A 12,752-nucleotide genomic window follows, 5' to 3' on the forward strand; every position below is an offset into this window, starting at 1 on the left:
ACCCTAAGGAGTTGACTCATTTTGGACGAAGCTGAAAGAGAACAGGGACCTTGGCGCCGTAATCTCCGAGTTCTCTGGTTCTGTACGTTCGTCGCGGGGATGGCTTTTAGTGAAATCATGCCCTTCTTATCTTTATATATCAGTAGCCTTGGTAACTACACCAAATCACAGGTTACCATGTACAGTGGCTTAGTCTACGCTGCGGATTTCTTCGTTAGCGCCATTGCTTCGCCACTATGGGGCATGGTTGCCGATCGCAAGGGCCGTAAGCTCATGTTGCTCCGGTCGTCATTAGGAACGGCAGCCGCTATGGGCCTGATGGGCTTTGCCACTAGCGTCTGGCAACTCGTGGCCTTACGAGCATTACAAGGCGTCTTTGCCGGCTTCATTTCTAACGCACAAGCATTAGTTGCCTCACAAACGCCACGCAAACATTCTGGGTCTTCGCTCAGCACCTTGATGACCGGGGTGACCAGTGGGATGCTGCTGGGACCCGTCATCGGTGGGGTGCTCGCGCAAATCTTCTCCATTCGCCTCACCTTCTTCATCACGGCGGGGTTACTCCTACTCACCTTCTTCATGAGCTGGGTCTTTGTGGAAGAACAATTTAAGCCAGTCAGCCAGCACCAGAGCGGGCAGCACAGCCACAACCCGCTGGCGGCCTTTCCTAACCCTAAGCTGATCCTGGTCTTGCTTTCATCGACTCTTATCGTTCAGTTTGGGAATATTTCGATCTCTCCTATTATCAGTTTGTATGTCAAAGAACTCATGCACAACGTGGGCCCCATTACCGTGGTCGCCGGGGTTATCGCCGCACTACCGGGGATCTCTAACATTATTGCCGCACCACGGTTAGGCCGCTACGGCGATCATCACGGTTCCGGTAAGGTCCTCCTGTTTGGCTACATTTTCGCCACCATCATGTACCTACCGCAAGGGTTCGTCACCAGTGTCTGGATGCTCGGAATCCTACGCTTCATGATTGGGATTTCGGATGGCGCACTGTTCCCCGAAATTCAAACGCTGTTGACCAAGAACTCCCCCGTGGAATTAACGTCAACGGTCTTTAGCTGGAATCAGTCCTTCCAGTCCATTGGCAACATGCTGGGATCCTTGCTCGGCGGGTGGATCGCCGGTATCTTCAATTACAATGCCGTTTTCATCTCGACTGCCCTATTGATGCTCATCAACCTTGCCCTGGTCTGGTGGCTCGTCCCAGAAATTCGCAAGCCCCAGATTCAGGTTGCCAACGATTAATGGACGACTAACCGCCCCGTATTTCACGGTTAATTAACTGGTGCGAGCGCAAAAAAATTGCTGATAGTCATTGACGTTTCGCGGTTTGCGCGGTATGTTGATGACAATATCAGCAATTTTTTTATGTTCAACTAAGGAGTTGACCCATTGTGGATGATGCCCAAGAGACGCAGACTCTCTGGCGGCGGAACCTCCACATTCTGTGGTTCTGTTCGTTTATCGTTGGCATGGCTTTCAGCGAAATCATGCCGTTTCTTTCACTCTACGTGAGCAGTCTCGGTCATTACACCAAAGCACAAGTCACCATGTACAGCGGCCTCGTCTACGCCGCTGATTTTTTCGTTGGCGCCATCGCCGCACCGCTGTGGGGCATGGTCGCCGATCGCAAGGGCCGCAAGCTCATGTTGCTACGCACATCGCTGGGGATTGCCGTTGCCATGGGACTCATGGGCCTAGCGACGCACGTCTGGCAACTCATCGCTCTGCGCTCCTTACAAGGGGTCTTCGCCGGATACATCCCCAACGCCCAAGCATTGATTGCTGCGCAGACGCCGCGTAAATATTCCGGGGCCGCGCTAAGCACCCTCACCACTGGCGGCACTAGCGGTAATCTGCTGGGACCCATCGTCGGGGGCGTGCTCGCCCAAATCTTCTCCATTCGCATGACCTTCTTTGTGACGGCCACCCTACTTCTGACGACCTTCGTCCTCAGTTGGGTCCTCGTTAAAGAAGATTTCAAACCAGCACCTAAACCCACGCACGCGGCCAAACGCACCAATCGCCTTATGGCTGTGCCCAACCTAAAACTCATTGTCTTACTGCTAAGTTCCACCATGTTCGTTCAGTTCGGCAATACGTCAATCTCACCAATTATTAGTCTGTACGTCAAAGAACTCATGCACAACGTGGGACCGATCACCATTGTTGCCGGTATTTTAGCAGCCTTACCAGGAATTTCTAACATCATCGCTGCCCCGCGGCTCGGTCGCTACGGTGACCACCACGGCTCCGGTCGCGTCCTACTCTTCGGCTACATCTTCGCGACCATCATGTACTTCCCACAAGGATTCGTGACCAGCGTCTGGTTACTGGGGATACTACGCTTTATGATCGGTATTTCTGACGGGGCGCTGTTCCCGGAGATTCAGACACTACTTACTAAAAATACGCCCGTGGCCCTGACATCCACGGTCTTCAGTTGGAATCAATCGTTTCAATCAATTGGTAACATGTTGGGCGCCCTACTCGGCGGTTGGCTCGCCGGCATCTTTAATTACAACGCTGTCTTCTTCTCAACCGCGCTACTAATGCTACTCAACCTAGCCCTGCTCTGGTGGCTAGCCCCGGAAATCAGGCGTCCAGCCACGGCTTAACGTAAAGAGAGTGGGATAAAAGGCGATTAGCTGGCGAGCACTAAGGCTGATAACCGAATAATCCCGGGTCTAGATTGTTTGGTTAGCAGTTTTAAGCGGAACCAGCCGCCTTCTAGCGCACGTTTCGACAATGTAAATTTGGATATAGAAATGGGTCTGGGGCTCTTATCCCAGGCCCTTAAATGTCTCTAGCTGGGCCCAATGTAGCCACTTTAGCCCGCAACCCGCGCATCAAATAGCGGATCAACTTCAGCTGGAGCTGGCATGACGCCCAGTAAGGCCCTCAGACTGCCCAGTCCTTCGACCAAGTCAGTGGTCATTCCCGCCGTTAACAACAATTGCCGAGCGGCTCGGACGTCTCGAGGCAAGCCCTCCATCTCATCGGTTCGGCTCACCAATACTCTGGGAATCATGACGGCACGGGCAGCCGTCACCACGGTTTTGACCGTCTCGACCAGATGAATGGTTGGGGCTAAAGCGACGACCAGGTCCTGATCGAGCATAGCGGCGCTCAGACCGCCTTCATCCAAGGCTTCCTCAGTGAAACCCGTGACGGCCTCAGGGAGCGTCACTTGGCTAGGCGTATAAACGGTTAAATTAAGGGTGGGGTCCGCACTAAGCTGGCGAACAAAGGTCTGGCTCGCAGCGTCTAACGGTCCAGCAATCAGTATTCGTTTCAAGTTCATAACTTCCTTTCGATTTAACTGATAAAAAGATTATACTGGGTTAGAGTAAGTCTAAGGCAACCTCTTTTTTTAATTTAGCCAATTTAATTTTAGGCCCACCCTTTTCTCCTCAATAAGTCATTCCTTATTAAAAAGAACGCTAGGTATGTTATGCTTAAATTGGTGACGGGCCGAAAAAAAGCAGCCGGTGGTCAGCCGTGAGTCTAATCACCAAGTAAGCTGTTACACACCCGCGGATTATCAACACCGGCAATAGTTTTCTTTTGGAAAATACGCGTAAATCGTGTACAATAACTATGTTAATCAACACCCATTTAACCAAATACGATCGGATTCCAAATTGTCTCACCTTGCGTGTGCCGCTTTGGCATGCCGATCGTTCTTTTATATTTCTGGCACTTTTACAGAAGTGTGACACCATTACACAGGAGGTTAATCTATGCTACTTTCAATGGAACATCTACGTAAGGAATATCCCAATGGTAAAATTGCCGTTGACGACTTCAACTTACAAGTCGACCGCGGGGAATTTATCTCCTTCATCGGAACGTCTGGTTCAGGAAAGACCACGACCATGCGGATGATCAATCGCATGCTCAACCAGACTTCGGGAACCATCAAGATTGATGGTGAGGATATCTCCCAGATGGATCCTGTCAAGCTACGGCGCTCCATTGGCTACGTTATTCAAAATATCGGGCTGATGCCGCACATGACCATCCAAGAAAACATTGAGATCGTCCCTAAGTTACTGGGCTGGTCCAAAGAAAAACGTGCCGAACAAGCTAAAAAAATGATCAACTTGGCCCAATTGCCAGAGGAAATGCTGCAACGCTACCCTGGTGAGCTTTCTGGTGGGCAGCAACAACGGATCGGGGTCGTTCGGGCCCTCGCGGCTGACCAAGAAATCATTCTGATGGACGAACCCTTTGGGGCATTGGACCCCATCACGCGGGAATCCCTGCAGGACTTGGTCAAACATTTGCAAGAAGATCTGGGCAAGACCTTTATCTTCGTGACTCACGACATGGATGAAGCTCTCCATTTGTCTACTCGCGTGGTCATCATGAGCCACGGGAAGCAAGTTCAGGTAGACACACCGGAAAACATTCTCCGGCATCCTGCCAACGAGTTCGTGACTAACTTGATTGGGGAAGAACGCCTGATTAGAGCGCAACCGAACATCCTCTCCGTTAGTCAGATCATGTTGAAGAACCCAGCAGCGATTACCCCTGACAAAACATTGGATGACGCTATCGACCTCATGCATGAACGGCGAGTGGATACGCTGCTGGTTACGGACGCAGACGACGTCCTTCAAGGCTACGTTGATTTGGATGACATTAACCGGATCACGGACGCCACGACGCCGGTCAGTCGTTTTACGAATAAAGAGGTCTTCTACGTCCAAGCCAACGCCTTGATCGGCGACACGGTTGATCGGATTCTGAAACAGGGGGTTAAAAACGTTCCCGTTGTCGACGCCAAGAAGCATTTGGTCGGTATCGTCACTAGAACCGCGTTAGTTGATATCGTTTACGATGCCTTACGTGGTGCACCAGCGACCGATGAAGAACCCGCTTCACCAATTAATGCCGACATTCACGCTGCCGCAACTCATGAAGGGGGCGAATCATCACAATGATTCACTTCTTACAAGTTTATGGCATGCAGATGATCGATAAGACCGGCCAACACCTTTACATTTCGGCTGCGGCCCTGCTCTTAGGGATCATTGTCGCAGTGCCCCTGGGAATTCTACTCACGCGGATGAAGCACGGTGCCAACGCGGTGATCACGCTTGCCGGTGTACTGCAGACTATCCCAGCCATGGCCCTATTAGCCATGATGATTCCCATCTTCGGGATTGGGTCCACGCCAGCCATTGTGGCGCTGTTCATCTACTCTCTGTTGCCAATCCTGCGTAACACTTACTTGGGCATGGAGGGCGTTTCCCCCACTGTCCGGGACGCCGCGAAAGGGATGGGGATGACCTGGTGGCAATCCATGATTCGCGCCGAGATTCCTTTGGCCGCTCCCGTGATTATGTCCGGGATTCGCCTGTCCGCGACCTACGTCATTGCATGGGCAACGCTGGCTTCTTATATTGGTGCCGGTGGTCTAGGTGACTTCATCTTTAACGGTTTGAACCTCTACCGCTCAGATCTAATCTTGGGTGGGTCCATTCCCGTTATTTTGCTTGCCTTAATCGTCGACTATTTGTTAGGTAAATTGGAAAACACCGTGACACCACGGCAATTACGATAGGAGGTCCGTCATGCGAAAACATTTACGTCAATGGCTAGCCGGACTCCTGTTAGTCATCGTGCTCTTACCCCTCGGGGGCTGTAGTCTTCCCGGTCTGAGTGGTTCTGGCAACAATACCGTCCGAATCGCGTCGCAAAACACGACCGAGCAGCAGATCATGGCTTATATGATTCAAGGCATGATCGGCCACTACACCGACCTCGATTCAACTATTATCAATAACCTCGGTTCCGGAAATGTTAGTTTTAACGCCTTAAAGAACGACAACGCTGATATTTCTTCCATTCGCTTCAACGGGACCGATTTAACAACCGTTCTGAATGAAAAATTCGAACGTGATCCCGCCAAGGTTAAGTCGACCGTTACCCAAGAGTTTAAGGATCGTTATCACATGACTTATTTCAAAACTTACGGGTTCGCCGATACTTACGCGTGGATGGTTAAGAAGAGTTACGCCAAGAAACACCACTTAAAGACGGTCAGCGACCTGAAGAAGCTGGCGCCTAACATGCGTGTCGGCATTGACCAAATCTGGCAAAACCGTCCTGGGGATGGCTATCCTGCCTTCCAGAAGGACTACGGCTTTAGCTTCGGCACCGTTTATCCGATGCAGGTTGGGTTACTTTACGATGCCCTTTCCGCGGGTAAGATGGATGCCATTCTAGGGTACTCCACCGATGGTCGGGTCGGCAGTTATGACCTTACCATCTTGAAGGATGACCGGAACTTCTTCCCACCTTATGATGGGAGTCCAGTCGCTACCGATGCTATCTTGAAGCAACACCCTGAATTAAAGTCTGTCTTGAACCGCTTGGTCGGCAAGATTTCTTTGAAGACCATGCAAGAGCTGAACTATAAGGTTGATGATCAATTGGAAGAACCACAAACCGTGGCCACCGATTTCTTGAAGCAACACCACTACTTTGAAGGGGGGAACTAGGCATGAAAGACATGGGACTTTTCAATCAATTAATTTATTACTTCTCGCACAACGGGATGTACGTTCTCAGTCAATTTAACCAAACGTTTCTCGTTTCAATCTACGGGGTGCTGTTCGGCGCGATCGTGGGTATTCCGATCGGGATCTGGATCTCACAGAACCGGAAGCTTTCCCCACTCATTATTGGGATTGCCAACGTCATTCAGACCATCCCTTCCCTGGCGATGCTGTCAATTCTGATGTTGGGCTTGGGCTTAGGGCAAAATACGGTGATTGCCACCGTCTTTCTCTACTCCCTACTCCCAATTGTGAAAAACACTTACACGGGGATGTTGAGCGTTGACCAAGACGTTCTCGACGCCGGTAAGGGGATGGGAATGACTCGTTTTCAAATCATGAAGACGATTCGGATTCCCTTATCGTTATCCGTGATCATCGCCGGTATCCGAAATGCCTTAGTCCTTGGTATCGGGATTACCGTCATCGGATCCTTCATTGGGTCCGGTGGCCTGGGCGATATCATCGTTCGGGGGACCAACGCCACTAATGGTGGGGCGATCATCTTAGCCGGGGCCTTACCAACCGCTTTGATGGCCATCATCACCGACCTGGTTCTATCCTTTATCGAAAAACGGTTGACGCCAAAGACGTCTTCGGAGAATTAGTGCTTAAACTTAACTGAAAAATAGAGCTGGCAGTCATTTGCCAGCTCTATTTATTTGGCCAAAATCGCTAAGCTCGGCGACCAACCATTCTGTCAAACTTTGGTATACTAAAATAAACTGTAAACGAAAGAGGGATTCTTCCCGTGAAACGCGCGAATCAAATCGCCATCGACTTTTCAGTCGGGACGTTAAATTTTCTGGCCAATATTGGGATCATGCTCCCCTACGTGCTAATTCTAGCCATGTGGCAACAGACTCAGAGCGAGACCTACCTGATGGCATTGGTCGCTTTTTATATTTCCCGAGCTGCCAGCATCTTTTACACTAAGCGACTCAACCTCAAGTCGAGCACTTACCTGATCTTGAGTCTCACGCTCGGGGCGGCCGGTAGCCTGATCTTTGCGTTCACCAGTCAACTGGGTTGGTTAGTGGTCGGTAGCCTGCTGTGGGGCTACAGTGCCGCCACCATTTGGCCGTACTTTCTAACCGTCAAACTCCACCTGACCCACACGGCTAATTTTAAAATGAAGCGGCTCTACTGGTTAATCTTTGCGCTGCTGGGCCTCATTATCGGCGCCGATATTCTGGCGCAGTTCAATTACACCTTAACCTTCATCCTGCTGGGCGGGCTCTATCTAGCGGCTTTACCCGGAGGCCTCCTACTGAACAACTTTACCAGTGATTTTTATCGTAGCGCTCCGCACCAAGTCCACGGCCTATCTCAGACATGGCGCTGGATTCTATCGCTCGTCTTCTTCGGCGTACTGGCCGTCCTCACCACACTTCGTAAAGCGACCGTTATCCTCCCCAGTTGGATCACCCTCACCATCATTGGTGCGGCACTGATCATCTTAATTGTCGAACTCATTGCCGACTGGCACGTGCTACCCAGTTTTAAAATGCGCCTACTGAACCGGGGATTCTTAGTCAGCCTCGTTCTTCTATTCAACAGCTTCTTCGCCTACTTCTACTTGGGAAATGCGGGGATGTACGCCGTCTTTGGGGTCTACCTAGTGGGATTTGAGACGGGTCACACGGTCTTTACCCTACTGGGGCATCATCGGCCGCACAAAGCCCGTCAGTACAGTCTCGTCAGTCTGATGGCTGGCCAGCTTCTGCTACTCATTCCCTGGGTAGGAAGCTACCTACTGGGGTTGTTGCTCATCACCCTCTACGTGGGCTACGACAATCCCACGATTAACGAGACCCTTTACGGCCTAGACAGCATTGATGCCGATAGCGCCATTATTCACAAATATCGCTTCTCGACGTATGGCGGTCTGCTCTGCCAACTGGTCATGTTTGGCCTATTGGTTGCCGTTAGCGCGGGAACCCACTTGTCCTTGTTGGACTTCTTCAAGCCTAGTGACACCGGTCATTTCAACCTTTATTTTTACGGTCTGAGCTGGCCGCTGGTCTTCGTCTCCTTGCTAATTTCCATCGGTAATCTTCACTCACTGCCCACTGAGAAACAAGCCATCCAGTCTAAAGAAGGCTAAATTGGCTTTCCCAATCTGTTCCCACCACGACAAAAGACAGGCCCCCACGCGGTGGCCTGTCTTTTACTTCTATTTGCTGATTGCCGCTCTAGTTAGGAATGGTTTCAACCCACTTCTTGAGCAGAACGATGTTCAGAACCGCTTCAATCGCGGCGATCACTAGCGCACCGCCAATATTAATCATGAATTGAGCAGTCACACCACCCGCGATGAGCTGGCCTAAATTATTGACTTCATGGAACAGAAAACCGGTGATCCGAATGACCAGGAGAATCACAACGACGTATAAAATGACATTGATTAACCGGCGGCTCGTATTTGGCAGGAAGTTGTTGGTGGCACTAATCACCAAATGAACTAACGAGATGGTCGTCCACCCCAGAATGAGGAGTGCCAGTCCCAGCGCCACGAGTCCAGTCGCTACCTTAAACGCTTGGCCCGTGGTGTAGTGCGGCCCGCCAACCGCTTGCAGTAGCGTCATCAAATAACGATTGTCAATCGCCTCGGTGATCAAGTAAAGTCCACATTGAATAACGCCAAAGTAAACAAACATGACGACCGATGACAACAAGTCCGTTAAGTAGAGTTTCGTTTCGCCCAGTGGCAGGAGTCGATAAGTATCGCGGGTGTAAACGCGTTCCATCCGCACGGACAACAGGATAAAGGCAACCGTGAAGGCCACCATTGACCACGCCAGGGTGACCCAGAAGGTATCACCATGCTCGATGCCATCACTCGCAAATCCCCACAACAAGGTTGCTGCTATGACGGCCAGTTCTGCTAGAATCACCCAGTTCATTAACCGAAAACGGCCCCGACTCATTACCTTAAATAACGCCTTAAAACTAGTCACGTTGACCGCTCCCCTCGTATAGACTTTCATAATAACGCTCAATTCCAACGCCAAATTCTGCTCGAATATCATCAGCCGCCTGATGGGCGTAAACCGTTTGATCCTTAACAATCACAACTTCGTCTAGGATGGGGGCAATCTCGGAAACGTAGTGATCACTGATGACCATTGTCGCGTCAGCCGGCTTCCATTTGAGAATACTACTGATAATACGCTTGCGACTCATGCTGTCGATCCCGCTAAACGGTTCGTCCAACAAGTAGAGGTTCACCTGACGAGCCAACGTGAGGGCAATGATCACTTTTTCCTTCATCCCCTTGGATAACGCCGCAATCTTTAGGCTGGTGTCAATCTGTAAAAACGTGACCAGCTCTTCAAAGCGGGCACCGTCAAAGTCCGCATAGACCGTCCGATAAAAACTGGCGACCTGTTCCACCCGAGTACTGGCCGAAAAGCCGCGTAGCTGTTCCGTAAAACTGACGTGGCTCCGGTGATGGGCTGCTTGGGTGTCCCCACACACCGCAATTGTGCCGGACCCCTTAGCGCCACCAGTGATCAACCGCATCAGCGTTGTTTTACCAGCACCATTTTCGCCCAACAGCCCGACAATTTTCCCGGGTTCAAGGGTGAGGTCGACATCGTGCAGAATAGTTTTAAAGTTGTGCTTGTAACCGACGTGATCAATTGCTAAAACATTAGTCATTCCGTTGCCCCCTTTGCGCAATATATTGTTTTAACCCCACGATAATTTCATCATCTGTTAAATTCAGTGCGTGTAGCTGCTCGTAAGCCCGCTCCAGTTCTTCCATGACTAACTTCTCCTTCAACTGCGTAATTCGGGTCGTCTCCGTCGTCACAAAGTTCCCTTTTCCCCGCTGCGACGTGATGATTCCCGCCGTCATCATTTCGCCGAGTGCCCGCTGAACGGTATTGACGTTCACCGTCAAATCAACGGCTAGCTGTCGTACTGCGGGTAATTTACCACCCGGCTTAAGCTGACCGGTTATCATTTCATGATAAAGATAATTTTTGATTTGGTAGTAAATGGGGACCTTATCGTCAAATTTCACGATCGGCCACCTCCTAGTGTTATATTTTACTAGTACACTATAACATCATTAAATAAATTTGGCAATATAAAAAGCCGCATTTCTGCGGCTATTCCTGCTATTAACGCAGGGTGATTTGGCGGCCATCAATCGCCAATAACCCATCTGCTACCAGCTGTTTGAGCTGCCGACTTAAGGTTTCTGGGGTAATGCCCAAGAAGCTCGCCAGCTCCTTCTTCTTTTCGGGCAAGATAAATTGCGTGGCCTGTTTCTCCTGACCGACTTGCTGTAAATACGCCAGCACGCGGTTCTTCGACTTCAAATTCCCAGTCAATGCACTGACCGTTTCCAACGCCGTTAACCGATCGCCCAGAATATTCAGCAGATTAAAGGCGACTGTCGGCACCCGGTGTAACAGGGCTTGAAAGTCTTCCCGACCAATCGAACAAATCTTAGCGTCTTCAACGACCTCGGCGTAATTAAAATGATCCCGCTGACTGAAGAGCGCGGCCTCACTGTCAATCGCCCCGTCACGTAGCATGTACAGGACTTTTTCCTTGCCATTCTCGTTGAGTTGATACACCTTGACCCGTCCCTCGTCCACGATCATCATCCGATCGAGCGGCGTCGTGGGATCGTAAAGCACACTACCACGTTTGAATTCCTGTTGGTGAACGGAAATCTTCGCCAGCTCCGCAATATCAGCATCAGCTAATCCTTTAAAGATTGGCGCCCCCTGAACACATTTAAAGGGATCATGAGCCATAATTTTTCTTCCTTTCTTGATAATTATCAATTTTTCTCGTTGGCTTTTATTATACACTAAGGGTATCAATTCGAGGAGGTCATTTAACGATGAAAATCTATCAAGCAAATATTGTACCCCTGAACGCAGAAGCTATCGGTACGGCGGCTCACGGCACCGCCCTCTTTACAATTAATGGTGATCAATTAACGATTAACATTGAAATGTTCGATACCCCTGCCAACTTACAACATTGGGAACATTTCCACGGTTTTCCGGACGGCCAACCCGCTGAAATTGCGACGGCGGCCCAAGACGTCAATCACGATGGCTTCGTGGATTTACCGGAAACTGGCGCAGTTTCTGGTACAACCATGGTACCGTTCGACGCCGCACCTCACGAAATGAACGTCCCTAACGACAACTACCCCGTCTCAGATGATAACGGGTATTTCGCCTACACTAAGGTGGTTCCGCTCGCTGCGTTGGATGCCAAGTTCAAGGAAACCTTTAACGACAGTGAACTTGAATTAGACAAGCGGGTCATCTACATCCACGGGGTCACCGACGATGTCGACTTACCCGATACGGTGGCTGGTGCGGTAGGCCATTACTCAACTCACGTTACCTTACCAATCGCGGTCGGTAAGATCGTTGCCCTCTAATGCGTGGTAAGTTGTGGCGACTCATCACCGTGTTGTTCTACGTGATCGTTTTACTACTGGTCATTTTCCGACAAGATATGTTAGCGATGTATGGCATGGCGGTGGGTATGTTAGCTGAAGCACTCGTCGCCCTATTCTCCAGTCGTTCACCTAAAAATTAAGCAGTCAATTATGATTGAGGTCGCCCCTGTGGTGGCCTTTTTTGATCTGTCCATAAACAAAAACGATGCTGCCCGTAGACAACATCGTTTTATCTTAACTATTCAATTCATCTGTGCTCACGTAACAACCGTGCTTGCCACCGAACGACGGCCAGCAATACAATCGCAATCAACAGGAACAAGCCAAAGACGCTGGCTAAAAACACCTGTGATTCACCTGTTTGTGGCAATCGTCCCGCAACCAGATCTGCTGTCCCAGAATGAACAACACTGGCTACTGCACCAGCTGGTTTCTTAGCCGGACCATTAGCATTAGTCCCTTGAGCCCCCTGGCCGCCATGGTTAGGCGTCACCGTTGGCTTGTGACCATTAGGGATTGTATTATTATCAATCTCATCACCATCACCGCCGTTAGTGACAGTACCAGTACCGCTATAGTGATTGTTGTTCACAATCCTAAGCCCAATTTGAGTGTCAGTACTAGTTGTCCCCTCGCCATGAGGGGCATCTGCAAATGCTGTCGTTCCAAACCCTAGTCCCAGAACAACCGCAACTGCTACCACAAGTCGCCTAATACTCTTTTTCATGACC

The 12,752-nt window shown here is 50.2% G+C and carries 15 protein-coding genes; 9 read left to right on the forward strand and 6 right to left on the reverse strand.

What is annotated here, in order from left to right; genetic code table 11:
• Positions 1–21 precede the first annotated feature (21 nt).
• Together HF569_RS05785 and HF569_RS05790 are read left to right on the forward strand one after the other, a co-directional pair.
• Positions 22–1,257 carry an MFS transporter gene (locus HF569_RS05785; RefSeq protein ID WP_168901667.1) on the forward strand — a complete coding sequence of 412 codons (1,236 nt, stop codon included), beginning with the start codon at positions 22–24 and terminating at the stop codon, positions 1,255–1,257.
• A 149-nt stretch (positions 1,258–1,406) separates the two neighbouring features.
• The gene (locus HF569_RS05790) at positions 1,407–2,630 is read left to right on the forward strand and encodes an MFS transporter (RefSeq protein WP_168901668.1); all 1,224 of its coding nucleotides are present in this window, start codon (positions 1,407–1,409) and stop codon (positions 2,628–2,630) included.
• 212 nt (positions 2,631–2,842) lie between these two features.
• On the opposite strand, the gene HF569_RS05795 is transcribed toward HF569_RS05790, so the two are convergent.
• On the reverse strand, positions 2,843–3,310 hold the full coding sequence (locus HF569_RS05795; protein ID WP_168901669.1) for a hypothetical protein: 468 nt from the start codon (positions 3,308–3,310) through the stop codon (positions 2,843–2,845).
• 445 nt (positions 3,311–3,755) lie between these two features.
• Here HF569_RS05795 and HF569_RS05800 point away from each other — a divergent pair, with 445 nt between their 5' ends.
• From HF569_RS05800 to HF569_RS05820, 5 genes are all read left to right on the forward strand, one after another.
• Entirely contained in the window at positions 3,756–4,961 is a 1,206-nt protein-coding gene (locus tag HF569_RS05800; protein ID WP_168901670.1) for a betaine/proline/choline family ABC transporter ATP-binding protein, read from the forward strand.
• Positions 4,958–5,584: an ABC transporter permease gene (locus HF569_RS05805; protein WP_168849975.1), complete on the forward strand. Its 627-nt coding sequence runs from the start codon at positions 4,958–4,960 to the stop codon at positions 5,582–5,584. The genes HF569_RS05800 and HF569_RS05805 overlap by 4 nt, the downstream gene beginning before the upstream one ends.
• A 10-nt stretch (positions 5,585–5,594) precedes the next feature.
• The gene (locus HF569_RS05810) at positions 5,595–6,524 is read left to right on the forward strand and encodes an osmoprotectant ABC transporter substrate-binding protein (RefSeq protein ID WP_168849976.1); all 930 of its coding nucleotides are present in this window, start codon (positions 5,595–5,597) and stop codon (positions 6,522–6,524) included.
• Positions 6,525–6,526: 2 nt separating this feature from the next.
• Complete coding sequence (locus HF569_RS05815; RefSeq protein ID WP_168901671.1) at positions 6,527–7,189, forward strand: ABC transporter permease; 663 nt, start codon at positions 6,527–6,529, stop codon at positions 7,187–7,189.
• A 143-nt stretch (positions 7,190–7,332) separates the two neighbouring features.
• Complete coding sequence (locus HF569_RS05820) at positions 7,333–8,688, forward strand: hypothetical protein (RefSeq protein WP_332870963.1); 1,356 nt, start codon at positions 7,333–7,335, stop codon at positions 8,686–8,688.
• 88 nt (positions 8,689–8,776) lie between these two features.
• On the opposite strand, the gene HF569_RS05825 is transcribed toward HF569_RS05820, so the two are convergent.
• From HF569_RS05825 to HF569_RS05840, 4 genes are all read right to left on the reverse strand, one after another.
• Positions 8,777–9,541: an ABC transporter permease gene (locus HF569_RS05825; protein ID WP_168901672.1), complete on the reverse strand. Its 765-nt coding sequence runs from the start codon at positions 9,539–9,541 to the stop codon at positions 8,777–8,779.
• Positions 9,534–10,244, reverse strand: coding sequence for an ATP-binding cassette domain-containing protein (locus HF569_RS05830; protein ID WP_168901673.1), 711 nt, complete (start codon positions 10,242–10,244; stop codon positions 9,534–9,536). The genes HF569_RS05825 and HF569_RS05830 overlap by 8 nt, the downstream gene beginning before the upstream one ends.
• On the reverse strand, positions 10,237–10,611 hold the full coding sequence (locus tag HF569_RS05835; protein WP_168901674.1) for a GntR family transcriptional regulator: 375 nt from the start codon (positions 10,609–10,611) through the stop codon (positions 10,237–10,239). Before HF569_RS05835 ends, HF569_RS05830 begins: the two co-directional genes overlap by 8 nt.
• A 100-nt stretch (positions 10,612–10,711) precedes the next feature.
• The gene (locus tag HF569_RS05840; RefSeq protein ID WP_168901675.1) at positions 10,712–11,356 is read right to left on the reverse strand and encodes a Crp/Fnr family transcriptional regulator; all 645 of its coding nucleotides are present in this window, start codon (positions 11,354–11,356) and stop codon (positions 10,712–10,714) included.
• 89 nt (positions 11,357–11,445) lie between these two features.
• Here HF569_RS05840 and HF569_RS05845 point away from each other — a divergent pair, with 89 nt between their 5' ends.
• Both HF569_RS05845 and HF569_RS05850 read left to right on the forward strand, forming a co-directional pair.
• Complete coding sequence (locus HF569_RS05845; RefSeq protein WP_168901676.1) at positions 11,446–12,000, forward strand: hypothetical protein; 555 nt, start codon at positions 11,446–11,448, stop codon at positions 11,998–12,000.
• Entirely contained in the window at positions 12,000–12,161 is a 162-nt protein-coding gene (locus HF569_RS05850) for a hypothetical protein (RefSeq protein WP_168901677.1), read from the forward strand. Before HF569_RS05845 ends, HF569_RS05850 begins: the two co-directional genes overlap by 1 nt.
• A 107-nt stretch (positions 12,162–12,268) precedes the next feature.
• Here the strand turns inward: HF569_RS05850 and HF569_RS05855 are convergent, their stop codons facing one another.
• The gene (locus tag HF569_RS05855) at positions 12,269–12,748 is read right to left on the reverse strand and encodes an LPXTG cell wall anchor domain-containing protein (RefSeq protein WP_168901678.1); all 480 of its coding nucleotides are present in this window, start codon (positions 12,746–12,748) and stop codon (positions 12,269–12,271) included.
• Positions 12,749–12,752 lie beyond the last annotated feature (4 nt).

Origin of the sequence: Levilactobacillus tujiorum, assembly GCF_012641185.1 — a bacterium.
Classification (GTDB): domain Bacteria; phylum Bacillota; class Bacilli; order Lactobacillales; family Lactobacillaceae; genus Levilactobacillus; species Levilactobacillus tujiorum.

Excerpts from the sequence above, each read along its gene's own strand:
- HF569_RS05800 (WP_168901670.1), top strand. The coding sequence starts at position 3,756 with ATGCTACTTTCAATGGAACATCTACGTAAGGAATATCCCAATGGTAAA.
- HF569_RS05805 (WP_168849975.1), top strand. The coding sequence starts at position 4,958 with ATGATTCACTTCTTACAAGTTTATGGCATGCAGATGATCGATAAGACC.
- HF569_RS05810 (WP_168849976.1), top strand. The coding sequence starts at position 5,595 with ATGCGAAAACATTTACGTCAATGGCTAGCCGGACTCCTGTTAGTCATC.
- HF569_RS05815 (WP_168901671.1), top strand. The coding sequence starts at position 6,527 with ATGAAAGACATGGGACTTTTCAATCAATTAATTTATTACTTCTCGCAC.
- HF569_RS05830 (WP_168901673.1), bottom strand. The coding sequence starts at position 10,244 with ATGACTAATGTTTTAGCAATTGATCACGTCGGTTACAAGCACAACTTT.
- HF569_RS05840 (WP_168901675.1), bottom strand. The coding sequence starts at position 11,356 with ATGGCTCATGATCCCTTTAAATGTGTTCAGGGGGCGCCAATCTTTAAA.
- HF569_RS05845 (WP_168901676.1), top strand. The coding sequence starts at position 11,446 with ATGAAAATCTATCAAGCAAATATTGTACCCCTGAACGCAGAAGCTATC.
- HF569_RS05850 (WP_168901677.1), top strand. The coding sequence starts at position 12,000 with ATGCGTGGTAAGTTGTGGCGACTCATCACCGTGTTGTTCTACGTGATC.
- HF569_RS05855 (WP_168901678.1), bottom strand. The coding sequence starts at position 12,748 with ATGAAAAAGAGTATTAGGCGACTTGTGGTAGCAGTTGCGGTTGTTCTG.